The organism is Pandoraea iniqua (assembly GCF_902459685.1).
In the GTDB taxonomy this organism is placed as follows: domain Bacteria; phylum Pseudomonadota; class Gammaproteobacteria; order Burkholderiales; family Burkholderiaceae; genus Pandoraea; species Pandoraea iniqua.
Window position 1 is genome coordinate 49,657 of the sequence record NZ_CABPSF010000002.1, and the last position, 16,217, is coordinate 65,873.

General features: G+C 64.3%; 14 protein-coding genes. 11 read left to right on the top strand and 3 right to left on the bottom strand.

Annotated elements, in window-relative coordinates; all coding sequences use genetic code 11:
- The first annotated feature begins 26 nt into the window (after positions 1–26).
- The 4 genes from PIN31009_RS05995 to PIN31009_RS06010 all read left to right on the top strand — a co-directional run bounded on the left by PIN31009_RS05995 (position 27) and on the right by PIN31009_RS06010 (position 6,109).
- On the top strand, positions 27–1,478 hold the full coding sequence (locus tag PIN31009_RS05995) for an aldehyde dehydrogenase (RefSeq protein ID WP_150789673.1): 1,452 nt from the start codon (positions 27–29) through the stop codon (positions 1,476–1,478).
- A gap of 134 nt (positions 1,479–1,612) precedes the next feature.
- Entirely contained in the window at positions 1,613–3,484 is a 1,872-nt protein-coding gene (locus PIN31009_RS06000; RefSeq protein ID WP_425495468.1) for a feruloyl-CoA synthase, read from the top strand.
- A gap of 1 nt (position 3,485) precedes the next feature.
- Positions 3,486–5,207: an acyl-CoA dehydrogenase family protein gene (locus PIN31009_RS06005; RefSeq protein WP_150789675.1), complete on the top strand. Its 1,722-nt coding sequence runs from the start codon at positions 3,486–3,488 to the stop codon at positions 5,205–5,207.
- Positions 5,204–6,109 carry an amidohydrolase family protein gene (locus PIN31009_RS06010; protein ID WP_150789676.1) on the top strand — a complete coding sequence of 302 codons (906 nt, stop codon included), beginning with the start codon at positions 5,204–5,206 and terminating at the stop codon, positions 6,107–6,109. The genes PIN31009_RS06005 and PIN31009_RS06010 overlap by 4 nt, the downstream gene beginning before the upstream one ends.
- A 10-nt stretch (positions 6,110–6,119) precedes the next feature.
- On the opposite strand, the gene pcaQ is transcribed toward PIN31009_RS06010, so the two are convergent.
- On the bottom strand, positions 6,120–7,067 hold the full coding sequence (pcaQ, locus tag PIN31009_RS06015; protein ID WP_150683494.1) for a pca operon transcription factor PcaQ: 948 nt from the start codon (positions 7,065–7,067) through the stop codon (positions 6,120–6,122).
- A gap of 140 nt (positions 7,068–7,207) precedes the next feature.
- Between pcaQ and pcaH the strand changes: the two genes are divergently transcribed.
- The 5 genes from pcaH to pcaD all read left to right on the top strand — a co-directional run bounded on the left by pcaH (position 7,208) and on the right by pcaD (position 11,257).
- Entirely contained in the window at positions 7,208–7,918 is a 711-nt protein-coding gene (gene pcaH, locus PIN31009_RS06020) for a protocatechuate 3,4-dioxygenase subunit beta (protein ID WP_058375615.1), read from the top strand.
- A 3-nt stretch (positions 7,919–7,921) separates the two neighbouring features.
- Positions 7,922–8,521 (top strand): protocatechuate 3,4-dioxygenase subunit alpha, encoded by a 600-nt coding sequence (pcaG, locus tag PIN31009_RS06025; protein ID WP_150789677.1) that lies wholly within the window; start codon positions 7,922–7,924, stop codon positions 8,519–8,521.
- Positions 8,522–8,650: 129 nt separating this feature from the next.
- Positions 8,651–10,027 carry a 3-carboxy-cis,cis-muconate cycloisomerase gene (locus PIN31009_RS06030; protein ID WP_150789678.1) on the top strand — a complete coding sequence of 459 codons (1,377 nt, stop codon included), beginning with the start codon at positions 8,651–8,653 and terminating at the stop codon, positions 10,025–10,027.
- Positions 10,024–10,449, top strand: a complete 426-nt coding sequence (gene pcaC, locus PIN31009_RS06035; RefSeq protein WP_087687337.1) for a 4-carboxymuconolactone decarboxylase — start codon at positions 10,024–10,026, stop codon at positions 10,447–10,449. Before PIN31009_RS06030 ends, pcaC begins: the two co-directional genes overlap by 4 nt.
- 13 nt (positions 10,450–10,462) lie before the next feature.
- A complete protein-coding gene (gene pcaD / locus PIN31009_RS06040; RefSeq protein ID WP_150683497.1) occupies positions 10,463–11,257 on the top strand; it encodes a 3-oxoadipate enol-lactonase in 795 nt (264 codons plus the stop codon).
- 26 nt (positions 11,258–11,283) lie between these two features.
- Here the strand turns inward: pcaD and PIN31009_RS06045 are convergent, their stop codons facing one another.
- Positions 11,284–12,243, bottom strand: a complete 960-nt coding sequence (locus PIN31009_RS06045; RefSeq protein ID WP_174996993.1) for a helix-turn-helix domain-containing protein — start codon at positions 12,241–12,243, stop codon at positions 11,284–11,286.
- Positions 12,244–12,496: 253 nt separating this feature from the next.
- Between PIN31009_RS06045 and pobA the strand changes: the two genes are divergently transcribed.
- Entirely contained in the window at positions 12,497–13,675 is a 1,179-nt protein-coding gene (gene pobA, locus PIN31009_RS06050) for a 4-hydroxybenzoate 3-monooxygenase (protein ID WP_150789680.1), read from the top strand.
- Positions 13,676–13,914: 239 nt separating this feature from the next.
- Positions 13,915–15,297, top strand: coding sequence for an MFS transporter (locus tag PIN31009_RS06055; RefSeq protein ID WP_150683500.1), 1,383 nt, complete (start codon positions 13,915–13,917; stop codon positions 15,295–15,297).
- Positions 15,298–15,383: 86 nt separating this feature from the next.
- Here PIN31009_RS06055 and PIN31009_RS06060 read toward each other — a convergent pair whose 3' ends face one another.
- Complete coding sequence (locus tag PIN31009_RS06060) at positions 15,384–16,214, bottom strand: DUF72 domain-containing protein (protein ID WP_150789681.1); 831 nt, start codon at positions 16,212–16,214, stop codon at positions 15,384–15,386.
- Positions 16,215–16,217 lie beyond the last annotated feature (3 nt).

The window sequence follows — 16,217 nt, forward strand, 5'->3', positions numbered from 1 at the left end:
GAGTGGAAGCGAGAGGAGACAAAGCAATGCATGAAGTCCGGATGCTGATCGGCGGGCAGTGGCGAGACGCACAGAACGGCGCCACGTTCGAGCGCATCGACCCCGTTACCGGCGAAGTCGCCTCGCGCGCCCCGGCCGCGACGTTGGCCGACGCCGACGCAGCGGTGGATGCCGCGCAGGCCGCGTTTCCCGCATGGGCGGCGCTGTCGCCGGGGGCGCGCCGTGCGCGTCTGCTGGCCGCCGCCGAACGCATGGATGCCCGCGCCGCCGAATTCATTGCCGTCGGTGCGGCCGAGACCGGCGCGATGGCGAACTGGTACGGCTTCAACGTGATGCTCGCCGCGAACATGTTGCGCGAAGCCGCTGCGATGACCACGCAGATCGATGGCAGCGTGATTCCGAGCGACGTGCCCGGCAGTCTCGCGCTCGCGGTGCGCTCGCCGGTCGGCGTGGTGCTGGGCATCGCGCCGTGGAATGCGCCTGTGATTCTCGCGACACGTGCGCTGGCTATGCCGCTCGCCTGCGGCAACACGGTGGTGCTGAAGGCGTCGGAGCAATGTCCGGGCGTTCACGCGCTGATTGGGGCGTGTCTGCACGACGCTGGCCTCGGTGACGGTGTGGTCAACATCGTGACCAATGCGCCGGCCGATGCTGGCGAGATCGTCGCGCGGCTGATTGCGCATCCGGCCGTGCGCCGGGTGAACTTCACGGGTTCCACCCATGTGGGACGCATCATCGCGCGCGTGGCCGCCGAGCATCTCAAGCCTGCGTTGCTGGAGTTGGGCGGCAAAGCGCCGGTGCTGGTGCTCGACGACGCCGACCTCGATGCCGCCGTGGACGGCATTGCCTTCGGTGCGTTCTTCAATCAAGGGCAAATCTGCATGTCGACGGAACGCGTGATCGTCGACGCCAGCATTGCCGATGCCTTCGTTGAAAAACTGACGGCCAAGGCCGCGACGCTTCACGCGGGTTCGCCGACATCGCCCGACAGCGTGCTGGGTGCGATGGTCAGTGCGCAGGCGGCCTCGCGGGTGGCAGCGTTGGTAGAAGATGCACGCGAACACGGCGCGCGGTTGCCGCCGGGATGCCGTGTCGACGGCGCCATCATGCAGGCGACGATCGTCGACGGCGTGACGCCTGCGATGCGCCTCTATCGCGAAGAATCGTTCGGCCCCGTTGTCACGATTCAACGTGTCGACGGTGATGACGAAGCCATTCGCGTAGCCAACGACAGCGAGTTCGGTTTGTCGGCGGCGATCTTCAGCCGCGATGTGTCGCGGGCGTTGCAACTGGCCAAGCGGATCGAATCGGGGATATGCCACATCAATGGCCCGACGGTGCACGACGAAGCGCAAATGCCGTTCGGTGGTGTGAAGTCGAGCGGCTACGGCCGGTTCGGTAGCAAGGCGTCGATTGGCGAGTTCACCGAGCTGCGCTGGATCACCGTGCAGACCACGCCCCGGCATTACCCGATCTGATCGCAGACGGCATTCGCGGCAGGGCGCTCGATTCACAGGGATCGCGCCTCTGCCTGCAAAGCCACTTAGGAAGTGCCCGTCGCGACATGCGCCCGAGAGCGCCGCGCGGCAGGCCGGAAGCAGGAGACAGTGTTTTGAACCAAGGCAACATCCCGGCCGCAGCCGATACTGCTGCGCATCGCTATCGTCACGTCGCCATTGGCAACCCCGGCGTGGAGCTGCTGCGCGACGGCGAGTTCTGGTATCTGCGTTCGCGCGAAGCGCTCGGTGAGTTTCCCGAGCGGCTGACCGACCGTCTCGTGAGCGGTGCGGCAAAGCACCCCGAGCGGTGGCTCATTGCGCGCCGTGGCGCTGACGGCGAGTGGGTCGGCATCACGTACGCCGAGATGCTGTCGCGGGCGCGGGCCATCGGTCAGGCGCTGCTCGATCGTGGGCTGTCGCAGACGCGTCCGATTGCGATTCTTTCCGGCAACGATCTCGAACACTTTCAACTGGCGCTCGGTGCGATGTTCGCAGGCGTGCCGTTTGCGCCGATTTCGCCCGCGTATTCCATCGTGTCGACCGATTTCGGAAAATTGCGCCATACGCTGGGTCTGCTGCAACCGGGGCTTGTCTATGCCACGGACGCGAGCGCCTACCACCGTGCGATGGATGCCGTCCTCGGTGACGATGTGATTCGCGTGACGGGCGATGGCGCGAATGGCACGTTGGCCTTCGGTACGTTGCTCGACACCGTGCCGCGCGATATCGATGCGGCCCATGCGAAGGTCGATGGACAGACCATCGCCAAGATTCTCTTCACCTCCGGCTCGACGCGTCAGCCGAAGGCCGTGCCGACGACACAGCGCATGCTGTGCAGCAACCAGCAAATGCTGCTGCAAACGTTCCCGACGTTCGGCGAGGCACCGCCCGTGCTGATCGACTGGTTGCCGTGGAATCACACGTACGGCGGCAGTCACAACGTTGGCATTGCGCTGTACAACGGCGGCACGCTGTATATCGACGACGGCAAACCCGTGGCGGGTAAGTTCGAAGAAACGCTGCGCAATCTTCGCGAGATTTCGCCGACGGTCTATTTCAACGTGCCCAAAGGCTGGGAAGATCTCGCCATCGCGTTGGAGAAAGACGCGGAATTGCGCGAGCGCTTCTTCGCGAAAGTGAATCTGTATTTCTTTGGCGGTGCCGGGCTGTCACAGGCGGCATGGGATCGGCTGGAGCGTGTGACGGAAACGCACTGCGGCGAGCGCATTCGCATCATGTCCGGTCTGGGGATGACGGAAACCTCGCCGAGTTGCATGTTCACGACCGGGCCGATCATGCGCGCCGGGTACATCGGACTGCCGGCCCCCGGCTGCGAGGTGAAACTCGCACCTGTCGGCGGCAAGCTCGAAGTGCGCTTTCGCGGCCCGAATGTCATGGGCGGCTACTGGCGACACGAGGCGTCGGATCCGGTCTTTGACGAAGAGGGCTACTACTGCACCGGCGACGCGGCAACCTTCGTGGATATCGCACATCCGGAGATCGGGCTGCAATTCGACGGCCGTATTACCGAAGACTTCAAACTGAGTTCGGGCACGTTCGTGAGTGTCGGGCCGCTGCGGGCGCGTGTGATTTCCGAAGGCGCACCGTACGTGCAGGACGCAGTGGTGACCGGCATCAATCGCGACGACATCGGCCTGCTCGTCTTCCCGCGCGTCGACGACTGCCGACGGCTGAGTGGGCTGCCGGCGAGTGCGCCGATGGCCGAGGTGGTGGCATCCGCCCCGGTCCGCGAGTTCTTCGCCGGTCTGATGCAGCAACTGAATTTACAGGCAGGCGGCAGTGCGACCTACGTGGCGCGACTCTGGCTGCTCGATACGCCGCCATCGCTCGATCGCGGCGAAGTGACCGACAAGGGCTCGATCAATCAGCGAGCGGTGCAGGACCATCGTGCGGCAACCGTCGACGCGTTGCATGCCGCGCAAGCGGGCGACGTGCGCGCGATTCTGGCCCCCGAGAGACGCTGAAATGGCCTATCGGGAAGTGCGTAGTGCGACGGACGATATTGCGTTCGTAATGACGCAGCTCGGCGTGAGCGATGCGCTCGCCCAACTGGCGCCGTTTCGCGAGTTCGACACGGCAACGCTGATGCAGGTGGTCAACGAAGCGGGGCGCTTTGCACGCGACGTGCTGGCGCCGCTCAACGCGGTTGGCGATCGTGACGGTTGCCAGTGGCAGGACGGCGAGGTGTGCACCCCGGCAGGGTTTGCCGAGGCGTATCGCCAGTACCGGGAGGCGGGCTGGCCGTCGCTGCCTTGTGATCCCGACGTGGGCGGGCAGGGTCTGCCGATCGTTGCGCAGGTGGCGTTGCAGGAGCTGACCGCCGGGGCGAACCTCGCATGGACGATGTACCCGGGAATTCTGCACGGTGCGTACGAGTGCGTGCATCGCTTCGGCAGCGAGGCGTTGCAGAACGCTTGGCTTGCGCCGCTGGTGAGCGGTGAATGGCTGGCGACGATGTGCCTGACCGAGCCGGGCGCCGGTAGCGATCTGGGGCAGATTCGCACGCGTGCTGAGTGGCTTGACGATCAGACGGTACGCGTGACCGGCGAGAAGATATTCATCTCCGGCGGCGATCAGGACTTCACGCCGAACATTGTGCATCTGGTGCTGGCGCGCACGGTTGACGCCCCGGCAGGTAGCGCCGGGTTATCGCTCTTTCTCGTACCGAAGTGGCTGCCCGACGGCGAACGCAATGCCGTGCACTGCACCGGCATCGAACACAAGATGGGCATTCGCGGCAGTGCCACTTGCTCGATGGCTTTCGAGGGCGCGACGGGCTATCTCGTCGGATCTCCTCACGGGGGACTCGAAGCGATGTTCGCGATGATGAATTCGGCACGGCTGCATGTGGGCGCTTCCGGTCTCGGTCTGGCACAGAACGCGTTCGAGATGTCTGCGCGACACGCCACCGAGCGCGTGCAGTCGCGTGTGCCGGGGGCGGCTGCGGGAGCCCCTATCGCGGCGCATCCGGCAGTGTGGCGTTTGCTTGAAGGGCAACGCGTCGCGGTCGAAGGCGCACGCTTGTTGTTGTATCGCGCAGCACTCGCGATTGACGAGGCACATCACGCCGGGACGCCTGACGCCCGGCAGCATGCCAATGCGCTTGCCGCGCTGCTGACGCCGATCGTCAAGGCGATGCTCACGGAACAGGCGTTCGAAGGTGCTAGCGCGGCGTTGCAAGTGTTCGGCGGTTACGGCTATGTGGAAGAAACGGGCATCTCGCAAATCATGCGCGACGCACGTATCCCGATGATCTACGAAGGCACGAACGAGATTCAGGCCATCGATCTGTTCATGCGCAAGATCGTTCGTGACAACGGCGCGACCTTGCAGCAATGGTTCGACTGGGCACGCGCCCGGGTGTGCGAGGCGTCGGCCGACGGCACGCTGGGTGGCTTCGATGCAGCGCTGGCCTGCTTCGACGAATGGCGGGCACTGATGCCGGATGCCATTGCGCTTGCACAGGCATCGCCCCGTGCAGCGTTATGTGTGGCGGGCGAGGTGATGCGCGCCGTGCACGGCCTGTCGATGGCAGGCCTCTGGGCGCTGGCGGCGCTCGCCGATGGCGACGATGCCTATGGAAAACGCAGCGCAGCGCGCTACTGGCTCAAATTCGAACTCCCCAACACACGGCGGGCGATGAGCATCATCGCGGCGCAAGTCGCCGAACCGGAGACCGCAGCATGAATCTCGACACACTCGTCGCTATCGACACGCACGTTCACGCCGAAGTGTCGTGCTGTCAGCCTCCGGATCTGTTTGGCAAAGCATTCGACGACGCGGCGGACAAATACTTCGGCACCGTGCTCAAGCAGAACCGCCGGCCGACGATTCCCGAGACCATCGCCCATTACCGCGAGCGCAACATCGGCTTCGTGATGTTCACGGTCGATTGCGAGGCCAACATCGGCCGGCGGCGTATTCCGAACGAGGAAATCGCGGGCTATGCGCAAGAGAACGCCGACATCATGATCGCGTTCGCGAGCATCGATCCGCACAAGGGACGCATGGGCGTGCGCGAAGCGCGCCGTCTGGTGGAGGAGTTTGGCGTACGCGGGTTCAAGTTCCACCCGACGATGCAGGGCTTCTTCGCCAACGACCGGATGGCGTATCCGATGTACGAACTGATCGCGGAGTACCAACTGACCGCCGTGTTCCACAGCGGCCATTCGGGCATCGGTTCTGGCATGCCGGGCGGCGGCGGGCTGCGGCTCAAGTACTCGGAGCCGATTCATCTCGACGACGTGGCGACCGATTTTCCCGAAATGAACATCGTGATCGCGCACCCCTCATGGCCGTGGCAATCGCAGGCGCTCTCGATCGCGCTGCACAAGCCGAACGTGTATATCGACTTGTCGGGCTGGTCGCCGAAGTACTTCTCGCCGGAGCTGGTGCAGTACGCGAACTCACTGCTGCGCGAAAAGATGCTGTTCGGCTCGGACTTTCCGTTGATTGCCCCGGACCGCTGGCTACGCGACTTCGAGACGGCGGGCTTTCGCGACGAGGTCAAACCGCTGGTGCTCAAGGAGAACGCCGTGCGCATGCTGGGTCTGGGTGCCAGTGCGGACACATCGCCCGCAGTGGTGTGAAGCCCAGCGCTCAACGAAGCCCGGGCACGCCGTAGCGCACGCGCGCGGCTTCGCGCATGGCGCTGATGAGCGTCTGTTCGGGCGGTGTGGGCATGGTGTCGTTGCGCCAGAGAATGCCGATGGACTCCTCGGTGCCTTTGGTGGCAAAGGGCAGGGCGCACAGCACGCCGTCGGCCAGATCGTCCTGCACGGTGATTTCCGAGGCGATCCAGACCACGTCGTCGCGCAGCGTCATGGCGCGGGCGAGCGACATGGAGAGCAGTTCCGAATAGTCGTCCAGCGCGCCGACGCCATGGGCGCGCAGGAAACTGTCGGCGGTATGACGCAGGATGGTGCCGTGCGGCGGCAGCACGACGTGGTAGCGGGCGATATCGGCAATCGACACGGTGCGCTGTTTCACCAGCGGATGGTCGGGGCGCACCACGATGCAGAGCGGGGTGGCGTAGAGGTGTTCGAAGGTGAGGCCGGTCATGCCTTCCGGCCCGGACAGACGCCCCAACGCGAGCGCCACCTGTCCCGATTTCAACTGCGTGAGCAACTGCTGGTTAGCACCGGTGTGGACTTGCACGACGATGCCCGGCCATTCCCGGCGGAAGGTTTCGAGCACGGCGGGCATCATCGCCGCCGCCAGCGTGGGCAGTACGGCGATCTCGATCACGCCGCCGGTCTGACCGACGGCGCGCGACAGGACATCGATGCCCTGCCGCAGCGCGCTGACGCTGGCGCCCGCATGGCGCAGGAAGAGTTCGGCCTGCGCGGTCGGGCGTGCGCCATTACGGCCACGGTCGAACAGGCGCACGCCGAGCAGCGCTTCAAGCTCGGCAATGGTCTTGCTCACGGCCGGCTGGGTGATGGACAGCGCTTCGGCCGCCCGTTGCAGGCTGCCGTGCTGCGCGACCGCCAGCAGGCATTGCAAATGGCGCAGCTTGATACGCCCGTCGAGTAAGTGTCTTTCCATGCCGAAAAGTTATGAAAAGCCTAAGAAAATGTCAATAAATATATCCGTTGATTATGGATATAGTGTTGCAAACGAACTCAACACACTGGAAGGATTTGTTCATCCTAGCCAGGCCCGTCAACACAAAATGGAGTGAGACCATGTCGAAGTCGACAACCGTCCTGCGCCCGCGCGATTGGGACTCCCATCCCAAACTCATCGACAGCGGGTACAAGTCCACCGCGCTGCGAGGCCCCAAGGAACTGCTGGTTCCGGTTAAACAGAATCTCGCAGACCTGCGCTCGCCGGTCTACGGCAACGGCATCATCGGGGCGCTGGACAGCGACCTGACGCGCAATGCCGTGCGCAACGGCGAACCGCTTGGCGAGCGCATCATCGTCACCGGCCGCGTGCTCGACGAAGGCGGCCGTCCGGTACCCAATACCCTCGTTGAACTGTGGCAGGCGAACGCCTGCGGCCGTTATGTGCACAAGGTCGATCAGCACGACGCCCCGCTCGATCCGAACTTTCTCGGTGCCGGCCGCGCGATGACCGATGCCGAAGGGCGTTACAAGTTTCTGACGATCAAGCCGGGTGCGTACCCGTGGAAGAACCACCACAACGCGTGGCGTCCGCAGCATTTGCACTTCTCGGTGTTCGGCCAGTACTTCGCGACCCGGCTCGTGACGCAAATGTACTTCCCGGGCGACCCGCTGCTCGCCTACGACCCGATTTTCGAGGCCACGCCGGCGCATGCCCGCAACCGCCTGATCGCGCGCTTTTCGATGGACATCACCGAGCCCGACTACGCGCTGGGTTACGAATTCGACATCGTGCTGCGCGGTGCCGACCAAACGCCGATGGAGTCCTGAGCCATGTCCGACTACAAGCAAACGCCGTCGCAGACCGTCGGCCCGTACTTCGCTTATGGCCTCTCGCCCGAGCAGTACCTGTACGACTTCAAGAGCGCCTTCACGCCGGTGGCCGCCACCGACCGTGCGAAGGGCGAAGCCATTCGCCTGATCGGTCAGGTGATCGACGGCGCGGGTAATCCGATCAACGACGCCCTCATCGAGATCGTGCAGGCCGACGCCGACGGGCGCTATGTCGAGACGGCCGACGACATCGAGCGCACCGGTTTTGCGGGTGCCGCGCGTTGCGGCACGGGCACCGACGCCGAGAACCGCTTCGTGATCGAGACGATCAAGCCGGGCTCGACCGGGCAGGGCGAGGCGCCGCGTATCGACGTGGTGCTGACGATGCGGGGCTTGCTGAATCATCTGTTTACGCGTATCTATTTCGACGATGAGGCAACTGCCAACGCGGCAGACCCCGTGCTGCAACAGGTACCGGCCGAGCGGCGCCACACGCTGGTGGCGCGCCGCGAGGTGATCGGCGGGCGTGTGACGTACCGTTTCGATATCCGTATGCAGAGCCACGGCGGCAATGCGGAGACGGTCTTCCTCGACCTCTGACGTTCGACCTCTGACGTCGGTTGAAGTCTTTCTGACATTGGCGCGGCCTCGGGCCACCGGCATGAAAGTGCTGGCGGACCGTGGCCGTCTCTGCATTTTTGCAATGCAACAACCACCATCGACTCTCCGATGACGGAACTGCTTGACTCATTGCTGCGCGGCGCTGCCGTGTCGGCGCGCTTCTCGCGCGACGCCACGCTTCAGGGCATGCTCGACTTCGAAGTGGCGCTCGCGCGCGCCGAAGCCGATACCGGCCTCATCCCGGCGTCTGCCGTCGCCCCCATTACCGCCTCTGCCCACGCGGCCGATCTCGATTGGCCCGCCCTGCGCGACGCCGCCGCGTGCGCGGGCAATCTCGCCATTCCACTGGTCAAACAACTGACCGCGCGCGTGAAAACGCTCGACCCCGAAGCGGCCCGCTTCGTGCACTGGGGCGCGACCAGTCAGGATGCGATCGATACCGGTCTCATGCTGCAAGTGCGTGGCGCGCTCGACGATCTCGGCACGGACCTCGACGGTCTGATTGCACAGTTCGCCGACCAAGTGCGCGCGCATCGTGCGACGCTAATGATTGGCCGCACGTGGTTGCAACACGCGTTGCCCATCACCTTCGGCCTGAAGCTGGCCGGCACGCTCGACGCGCTGTTGCGCGCGCGCACGGACCTGCGCGCGCTGCGTGAGCAAGTGCTGTGCGTGCAATTCGGCGGCGCGGCAGGCACGCTCGCTTCATTGGGCACGCAAGGCCCGGCGGTGAGCGCGGCACTGGCGAAGCATCTCGGTTTGTCCGACGCCGCCACGCCGTGGCACGGCCAGCGCGATCGCATCGTGCGCGTGGGCAGTTGGGCGGCATCGCTCACGGGCCTGCTCGGCAAGTTTGCGCGCGATACGGCCATGCTCACGCAGACGGAAGTGGGCGAGATCGGCGAGGCATCCGGTCCGGGCCGGGGCGGCTCGTCGACCATGCCGCACAAACGCAACCCGGTCGGGTGCGCTGCCATTCTTGCCGCCGCGGCACGCACGCCCCAACTCGTCGCCACGTTGTTCGGCGCGATGCAACAGGACCATGAGCGCGGGCTGGGCACTTGGCACGCCGAGTGGGAAACGTTGCCCGAGCTGCTCATGTTGTGCGGCGGTGCGCTGGCGACATCGCGCACGCTGATCGACGGATGGACGGTGGACAGTGCACGCATGCGCGCCAACGTCGACATGACGCATGGCCTGATCATGGCGGAAGCGGTCACGATGGCGCTCGGCGAATCGATGGGGCGGTTAGAGGCGCATCGCCGCATCGAAGCCCGCTGCCGCGACGCCGTGGCCCAACAGCGCGATCTGCTCGACGTGCTGCGCGAAGACGACGAGATCACGCGCGTTCTCTCCGACGACGCCCTCGTGCGTCTGACGGACCCTCAACACTATCTGGGCGCTGCCGAGACGTTTGTGAGCCGCGTATTGGCGCTCGCTGACGCGGCGGTCCCTGACTCTCTTCAAGGCGGGACATCTCAATGAACGATCAGGAACGCTACGACAACGGCATGCAGGTGCGTCGCGCCGTCCTTGGCGACGCGCACGTCGATCGCACGCTCACGCGTCGCAACGAATTCAACGACGAGTTTCAGAACTTCATCACGCGCTTCGCATGGGGCGATATCTGGACGCGTCCGGGGCTGACGCGCCATATGCGCAGCATGATCACGCTCTCGCTGCTCATCGCGCTCAATCGCGGCGACGAGTTCCGCATGCACGTGCGCGCCGCGTTCAACAACGGTGTGACCCGCGACGAGATGAAAGAGCTGTTCATGCACGCCGCGTTGTATTGCGGCTTGCCCGCGGCGAATCAGGCCATTCACGATGCCGAGAAGGTGTTCGCGGAAATGGAAGCAGCCGAGCCGGGTTCGACCACGCGTGCGCGTGACGACGCACAAGGTTGAGGAGACGATTCGAATGACCGTAGAACGTCTGATCGACGTGGGTGACGCCACGCTGCGTGTGGCGATCGATGGGGCCGACCACGCCCCCGCGCTGGTACTGTCCAATTCGCTGGGCACCACGCTTGAAATGTGGGCGCCGCAGGTGAGCGTGCTGGCGCGCGACTTCCGTGTGATTCGTTACGACACGCGCGGACACGGCGGCTCGTCGGTGACGCCGGGACCTTACAACATCGCGCAACTCGGGCGTGACGTGGTGGCACTGCTCGATGCCCTCGGCGTTGCCCGTGCCAGTCTGGCTGGCGTGTCGATGGGCGGCATGACCGGCATGTGGCTGGGCATTCATGCACCGGAGCGTCTCGATCGGCTGGCGATTGTCTGCTCGTCGGCGCACATCGGCGGTGAGGACGGCTGGAACGGCCGTATCCGTACCGTGCTTGCTGACGGCATGGGCGCCGTGACCGATGCGGTCGTGTCGCGCTGGTTCACACCGTCGTATCCACAGCGTGAGCCCGCCACCGTGGACGGCATGAAGGCCATGTTCCGCTCGCTGTCGCCGGAAGGCTACGCGGCGGCCTGCGGTGCGGTGCGCGATATGAATCAGCTCGATGAGATTGCCGCCATCAAGGCGCCGACGCTGGTGATTACCGGCTCGGAAGATATGGCGACGCCGCCGGCTATGTCGACGGCTATCGTCGAGCGCATTGCCGGCGCGCAGCAGGTGGTGGTGCCGGGCGCGCATCTGTCGAACATCGAATGCGCATCGGCAGTCACGACCGCGCTGTCGTCGTTCCTGCGCGGGGCGGCCTAAGTTGAGTCCTGTGCCTAGTCCTGCGCCTAGTCCTGTGTTTCATCCGACATCTCGGCCGGCACATCGTCGCCGAGATGTTCATGCTGGGCCGAGCGCCGGAATGCCGAGGGCGTGACGCCCACGTGCCGTTTGAACACCCGGCAGAAGTACGCCGGGTCTTGAAAGCCGAGTTCGTAGGCGACGTGCGAGACCGGTGCGGGAATATAGATGAGCTTGCGACGGGCTTCGAGCATGAGCCGGTCCTGCACCAGATCGAACGCCGATTTGCCTGCGATGCGCCGGCATAGCCGGTTGAGCTTGCTCTCCGTCACATGCAGCCGCTCTGCGTACGCGGGCACGCTCCACGCCTCGGTGTAGTGCGTTTCCACCAGTCCGCGAAATCGTGCAAACAAATCGAGCTCGGTCCTCCCGGTGCGCGTGGCCGAATCGTGATGCGCGCGCAGTCGCGTGAGCAGCAGCAGAACGCTGCGCGTGAGCCAGCCGACCATCTCCGCGTGCCCGAGCTGCGGCCGCGAAAACTCGTCCATGATCAGGCCCAGCAGGGTATAGAGACGATCGCGCGTTTGCGGCGCATCGGCCAGTGCGAAGAGCCACGGCTTACGCAGCAGCGATTCGACATCGGCATCGACCCCGAACGCGGCGTCGAACGGCACGCTCTGCGCCATCGTCAGCACAAAGCCGTGCGCGCCGCGACTGAAACGGAAGTTATGCACGGCCGACGGATGCACGGTAATCACCGCCGGGCCTTCCACTTCCCACGTCTCGTCGTCGACATTCGCCTCGACGGTGCCCTCGAAGATCGCGAGTACCTGAAACAGTCCCAGATGGCGATGCGTGTCGATGTGCCAGTCGTACAGACGGCTGCGCGTTTCGATCCACTCGATGTGGACGAAATCGGCACTGTCGGTCTCGTGCAATTCACCGTAAAGCGAAAACTCCGGAATCGTGTCGCGCGCCGCGCGCAGCCGGGATGACGAGCCTGACATACTGGTTTTCCCTTGGGCGAAGTTGTCGAAAAAGTACAAGAAACTCGTCGATTCATCCATTCAATGCGACGCGCGCGGTCCATAAGATATGACGCATTCGCCCCTCATGACAAGGCGTGCGCGCGTGTTTCGACATGCTCGTTTACGCGCAGTCCTAAGTTGGTGCAATGCGTGAAGCGCAGTCAAGAAATACAACATTCGCGCATGCCGTTTGTGTATCGAGAGGGCGACGCAAATTTAAGGAGACAACCTCATGCGTACCCATTACCCCGTCGTCATCGTCGGTGCCGGTCCCGCCGGCCTGCTGCTTTCTCATCTGCTGCACCTGCAAGGCATCGAATCGATCGTGCTCGAATCGCGCTCGCGTGAAGCCGTCGAATCGACCATTCGCGCTGGCGTGCTGGAGCAGGGCACGATGGACATTCTGAACGAGACGGGCGTGGGCGAGCGCATGCGCCGCGAAGGGGCGGTACACCACGGGATCGAGCTGGCGTTTGGCGGCGCTCGCCATCGCATTGCGCTCACCGAACTGACCGGGCGTGCCATCACGGTCTACGCGCAGCACGAGGTCATCAAAGACCTGATCGCGGCGCGCGAGGCGGCACAGGGCGAGATTCTGTTCGAGGTGTCCGACGTCTCGGTGCACGATGTCGACAGCACGCAGCCGAGCGTGCAGTTCACCGTAGACGGGCAGACGCGCCGCCTCACTTGCGATTTCATCGCGGGTTGCGACGGGTTCCACGGCGTGTGCCGTGCAGCGGTGCCGTCGGACGTGCGTAATGAATACCAGCGCGTGTATCCGTTTGGCTGGTTCGGCGTGCTGGTGGAGGCACCGCCGTCATCCGACGAGCTGATCTACGCCGCACACGAACGCGGTTTCGCCCTCATCAGCACGCGCTCGCCGATGGTGCAGCGCATGTACTTCCAGTGCGACCCGACCGAGCGTGCCGAGACGTGGAGCGACGAGCGCATCTGGCACGAACTGCACACGCGCATCGAGAGCGACGACGGCTGGCGACTCAAGGAAGGGCGCATCTTCCAGAAGGGCGTCATCGCCATGCGCAGTTTCGTGGCAACGCCGATGCAGCACGGCCGGCTCTTTCTCGCAGGGGATGCCGCGCACATCGTGCCGCCCACCGGCGCCAAGGGGATGAATCTGGCCGTCGCCGACGTGTGGCGTCTGGCCCGTGCGCTCGACGACTTCTTCCATCGCGATACGGAAGGCGCGCTCAAGGGCTATTCCGAGGCGGCGCTCAAGCGGATCTGGCGGGCCGAGCACTTCTCGTACTGGATGACGCGCATGCTGCACCGTCTGGACGACGCGTCGCCGTTCGAGCAACAAATGCAGCGCGCCGAGCTGGAGTACGTGGTGAGTTCGCGTGCGGCGTCGATGACGCTGGCGGAGAACTACGTCGGGCTGCCGCTGGCCTGATGGCTTGATGGGCGGACGGCTTGATGACTGGCCGTGCTATAAGGTTCTCGCACCCCGGTGGCACCTGTCGGGGGCATAACCGCCCGTTATGGATGATCTGACGAAAGATCATTTCGAGAGGCGGGTGAAACACGTACAGTAGCGGCAGAAATCGGGACCCCCCGCGGCCCCTCAGAGGGACGTAACCCGGTTTCAGAACGACGACATACGGAGCGGCAAAGCTCCGAGGAGACAGCTTCATGACCCAGCCGCGCACGGTGGATGTGCCCGCCTATATCAACGCACAACGGTTTTCCGGCTTTCAGTGGCTGGTGTTGATCTTGTGTTTCTTCATCGTCGCCATCGACGGTTTCGACACTGCCGCCATTGGCTACATCGCACCTGCCCTTGTGCAGGAATGGCATATCGATAAGGGCTCGCTCGGTCCGGTGCTTTCGGCGGCGCTGTTCGGTCTGGCCGGCGGTGCCATCTTTGCCGGCCCGCTCGCCGACCGCGTCGGCCGCAAGACGATGCTCGTGCTGTCGGTCGTGTTCTTTGGCGTGGCCAGTCTGGCGACCGCCTTCGCACAGGATCTGACGACGCTGACGGTGTTGCGCTTTCTCACCGGGCTCGGCCTTGGCGCGGCCATGCCGAATGCCGTGACGCTGATTTCGGAGTTCGCCCCTGAAGCGCGCCGCGCCGTGATCGTCAACACGATGTTCTGTGGGTTTCCGCTGGGCGCGTCGGTCGGCGGCTTTGTCGCGTCGTGGCTGATTCCGACGTTCGGCTGGCACAGCGTGCTGGTGCTTGGCGGCGTGTTGCCGCTGTTGCTGTCGGTGCTGCTGATTTTCCTGCTGCCCGAATCGGTCAAGTATCTCGTCGTGCATCAGAAGCCGGTCGAGCGCGTGCGCCGCATTCTGTCGCGCATTGCCGGGGAGTCGATGGATGACGTGACGACGTTTACCGTCAACGAAGCCGCGCCGAAGCGTGCAGGTTCGCCCATCGGCGTGGTGCTGTCGAAGCAGTACGGTTTCGGCTCGGTGATGCTGTGGCTGACCTACTTCATGGGGCTTGTGATTTTCTACCTGCTCACGAGCTGGATGCCGATTCTGTTCAAGGATGCCGGCTTCACCGTGCAGCGCGCCGCACTGATTACCGCACTGTTCCCGTTGGGTGGCGGTGTCGGCACGATTCTGTCGGGCTGGCTGATGGACAAGTTCAATGCGCAGAAAGTCGTGGCGATCGGCTATGCGTTGACCGCCGTACTGGTCTACGCCGTGGGGCAGGCGATGGGCGACATCGGCATGCTCGTCACGCTGATCTTCCTCGCAGGCACGGCGATGAACGGTGCACAGTCGTCGATGCCGTCGCTCGCGGCGATGTTCTACCCGACGCACGGCCGTGCCACCGGCGTGGCGTGGATGCTCGGGATCGGCCGCTTCGGCGGCATTGCGGGTGCGCTGCTGGGCGCGGAATTGATGCGCCGCCACCTCGGCTTCTCGGCAACGTTCTCGCTGCTGGCGATTCCGGCGGTGATTGCGACGATTGCTCTGCTCGCCAAGAACGCGTGGGAGCGTGCGCGTGGCGATCAACTGTCGTCCGACGACGCCGCACAGGCGCGCAAGTCGGCGGCAATGCACTGACCACCGATTGACCGTAGTAGCAGTGTTGACGCGGCGCCTTGTGCGCCGCGTTTTTTATTCGCGGCGGAATGGTGCAGCCGTACCGTTCAGCCCTTCGCGAGCTTGTCGATCATCGCCATCGCGGCAGCCGGGTTGCGCTCCTTGAAGCCGCTGATGACATAGAGGAAGACGTCGCGGCTTTTCGCCTTAGGGGGCCGGCCGGCCACGGTGTCGAGATCGCTGGGTACGGCCCCGCTCGCGAAGACCTTGGCGCGCTCGATCCACGTCGTCATTGCCTTGGGCGCGTAACCGAGCTTGTACTTCTCCTCGGTGCCCATGAGCCGGGCGTAGACGAACGGCGCGGTGACATCGGTGATGCACGGGAATTTCGCATCCCCCGCGAGCACGATGGCCATCTTGTACTTGCGTGCCAATTTGATGAATGCGGGCACGGCAAAACTCTCGTGCCGCACTTCGAGCGCATGGCGGATCGCATGCCCTCCGGCGGACGTCGGCAGCAGGCTCAGAAAGTGTTCAAAGTCGTCGGCATCGAACGCTTTGGTCGGTGCGAACTGCCAGTTCACCGGGCCGAGCTTCTTGCCGAGTTCGAGCACGCCGCTATCGAAGAACCGTTGCACCGAGTCGCCGGCTTCCGCGAGCACGCGGCGGTGTGTGGCATAGCGCGACGCCTTCACCGAAAACACAAAATCGTCCGGCGTTTCGTCGTGCCAGTTGCGAAACGTCGCGGGCTTTTGCGAGCCGTAGAACGTGCTGTTGATTTCGATAGAAGTGAGGTGCTGGCTGGCGTATTCGAGTTCGCGGCGTTTGGGCCACTTCTCGGGATAGAACGTGCCTTGCCACGGGGCGAAATTCCAGCCGCCGACGCCCACGCGAATGGGGTGTCCAGCGGAGGTGCCATGCGATTTCGAAGCTGCCATCAG